Annotated in this window: 1 pseudogene; it reads right to left on the minus strand. The window is 58.9% G+C overall.

Going from position 1 to position 3508, the window contains the following annotated elements:
- Window positions 1–3334 (minus strand): annotated as a pseudogene (locus ILFOPFJJ_RS34370) (hypothetical protein); the annotation flags it as partial.
- Between the last annotated feature and the right edge of the window lie 174 nt (window positions 3335–3508).

The raw sequence follows: 3508 nt of genomic DNA on the forward strand, positions 1-3508 counted from the left end.
GTGCGGACGGTGAATCAAGCAGAAAATCGACGTAGGTCTTTGAGCTAGCCCCGGCAGGGTGCACTGGCGCTGCGTCCGGCGTTGGCCACCTGCTCCAATCGAAATTGAGCGGCATCTGCAGCGACCAGCTTGAGGCGGGACTGACAGGTTGCGGTGGTCCGGCTTGGACCATGTCCTGTACCTGTTCGGCAGGAACCCCCGACCATGGCGCGCTGTCTTGCGCGGCGGCATTCCGAACATACGTCATGGCCGCATGCGGCGCCGCGTCTTCGAACCCGCGCGCCTGCATCATCGGCTGCGCCTCCCAAGGCGACGCACCCAGTTGACGCGTCGAGGCCGGCGTCAGCAGGCGACCGCCTGAACTGATAATCCCGCTCGGCTGCCGCTCGGCGGCAACGTCTTGCGCATCGTCGAGTGTCCTCTGCCTCTTGGCCGGTCTCACCTCAGCTTTGTCATCTTCATCGTTGATGCGGACCTCCCTCCTTGGCAGGAGGTTGCTCCTAGCACGTGCACCCATCAGCTCCGGCGGCCGCGGGTGATCGGACTCTGCAGAATCCGGTGCCCAGTTATGGCGCACGGCGGGCTCGAAAGATGACGGTGGCCTCGGTTCGTCCATCAGTTCAAAATGACCATCCCAATGGCTCGCCGCCGAAAGCTCCTCTGGCCAACTGCCGGCTTCCTGCAGCGCGTCATGCTGCGCAGCGGTGTCGCCGACCCGCATCCGCTTCATCAGTACCGCGTCTTCGGGATCAGAAGTGGTAACACGGCGCTCGAACCCCATCGCTTTGGCGCCCGCCTGCGATTTTCGGAGATGCGTCAGTACGAAACCGATCTTCTGATCACCATTGGCGTATACCTTATAGCTCTTGACATCTTCATCCAAAGCCTTGCCGGAAAGCCGAACAGCAATGCCCTGTTTGCTGTTTTGACGCAGGTAGTCACTGAAACTGCGAAGAACATGCGGGTAAGATCTGGGTGTCGCTGCTTCGTTTTTATACTCTTCAATCAGCGAGGCGTCCTCGGCATAAGGCCTCAACTGTGGGTAACCTATGATCGGCACGGTGCCCCCCGTCGACTGCGCTGTCCGGAGATGAGCTATTGCCTTTCGGAGTCTCGTGAGGTTCTCGGGATCACCGTGTCCGATGAACTCGCGCGCATCATCGGTCAGTGACGCGTGGTCGAGCCGATCCTGGATAGGTTTTTTGTTATTTGCGAAGAGCCAGCTGCCAAACCTGCTAATAGCCCTAACATTATTCTTTACGGTGCCTGGAGCGGCTTTGCCCTTGGTGAGGGCGTCCTTCAGCCCCGAAATCAGCTTATGGTCCTCTGGATGAAATGCCAGCCGCTTGCTGCGAAGCCCACTTGACGGAGGCGTCTGCTGCGCCGGGGACGACTGGCCCGGTGCGTCCAAAAGATACTGATCGGGGGCTCCCGCAGCAAGCTCCCTGGGCCAAGTGCCAGCTTCATGCGGCCTGCCGTGCCGCGCAGCGGCGTCGCGGACCGATTGTGGCTCCATCAGTTCCCCGTCTTCGCGAGCAGGAACCGGGGGAACTTGGGGCTCACGTTCCATGGCTCTAGCGCCGGCCCGCGATTTTCGGAGATTAGCCAGTGCGGGACCGATCGACTGATTACCACCAGCGTCCTGCTTATAGCTCTCGACATCTGCGTCCAAGGCTGTGCCGGAAAGCCGACCAGCAATGCCCTGCTTGTTGTTTTGACGCAGGTAGTCACTGAAACCGGCAAGAGCAGTTGAATAGGTTCTGGCGGAACTTGTCGCTACTTCGTTTTTATACTCTTCAATGAGCGAACGGTCCTTGGGGGAAGGCTGCAACTCAGCGCGGCCTGCGATCGGCACTTTTCCGCCCGTCAACTGCGAGGTTCGGAGATGTTCTGTCGCCTTTAGGAGTCTCGTGAGGTTCGCGGGATCACGTTCACCGATGAACTCGCGCGCATCATCGACCAGGGAATAATGGTCGAGCCGATTTTGCATTGGGTTTTTGTTATTTGCGAAGAGCCAGCGGTCAAAGCTGCGAAGAACACCTACATTCCTCTTTATGGTGTCCGGGGCGGCAGCAGCCTTTTCAAGGGCCTCCTCAAGCTCCTTTATAAGCTCAGCATCATTGCGATGAAGAGGCGCTTTGTTGCGCCCTACCGAAACCCCACTTGACTGCTCCAGCGGCGGCGCCGAGCCCGCCAGCATTGCTCCACCGCCTGCATTGGCGATCTCGCTCAGTTGCTGGTGAACGGCGAGTGGCAGGAGGTTGCCCTTGTCAGGCGCGCCCGACGAGCGCTGAATCTGCTGTTCGTTGACAGCTAACACTGGCTGGGCAGCCACCTGAACTCCGGCGCCCCCAGAGCCGCCCGCTCTGAAAGGGCTTGCCACAATGGTGTTGAGCTTATCCAGTCCAGCGGCGAACCTCCTTGGATCACTGAAAAACGACGGGGTGGGTCGATCGTACTGCAATCCCTGAAGCTCCTCGCGGAATCCCTGTTCCAGTCGCAGAAGCTGCTCTGGATTGGTTGGCGGCTCGTTCCGATCATCGAACAGCGGCCGGAGCTCCTCGGGAACCCCATCTGACGTGGGGGAAGGGACCCGGCGCTCAGGCTCCTGAGAGCCACCGGCAGAAACGAGCTCCACATTGCGAACCACCTTTAACGCGAATAAGAGGTCGTCGTCGGCCGGGAACAAGCTCCCAGCCAATTCGATGCGCGAATCGTGGTCGAGACCAGATATCGTCTGGCCCCTACTCTTAAGCGTCTCAGAAAATCTTCGGAGACGTTTACTGTATAGATCACGCGTTGATGCAGTTAACCTACTGTGACTATTCACTTTTTCTACGAGGTGCGCGTCCGCCCCTGATGGTATCATGCGTGGCCGGCCGGTAGTAGCTGAATAGCCCGGCTCACGATATGCACGAAGGTGCTTCAATGCCTTCTTCATGACATCGCTTTTTGAAAAGAAAGTATCGACGTGATCGACGAGCGATTGGTGACTCTTTAGATCAATCGCTTCGCCACGAGCGCCGAGATCATTCGCCAATCGGCGAAGTGCGCGCGCGTATGACTTGACCGTGGTCGGTCTATAGTGTTGCTGAGCCGCAGCATGAGCGATGGCTTGATCAATAAGGCGCCGGTGTTCGCTAGACAGATGGGGATAGTAGGCATCATCATGGGCGCCACTCGCGACAGGAGCCGGCTCGGCTCGGCGCGCCTCGGCCAAGTGCTGCTCAAAGCCCACTTGCCGGGCCTTGCCCGCTTGTCGCTCTTTCAAAGTGGCCTGCTGCACCTGCGACAAAGCCGTTGTACGCGATGGGTCAAAATTGTGCGGGTCCACGCTAGCCTCACTTTAAAGATCTGACCGGGTACTCTACTCGGGCAAGCTTTCGAGAATCTGACAGGCCCCAGTTCAGCAGGCTTAGGCGGACGCGACGCATTCGTCGGCTGCATTCGCCGCGTCTAGCAGGCTGTTGAAGAAGTTTCCGGTTTGGCCTTGAGGATGGCCTCGTCG

Source organism: Sinorhizobium psoraleae, from assembly GCF_013283645.1.
In the GTDB taxonomy this organism is placed as follows: domain Bacteria; phylum Pseudomonadota; class Alphaproteobacteria; order Rhizobiales; family Rhizobiaceae; genus Sinorhizobium; species Sinorhizobium psoraleae.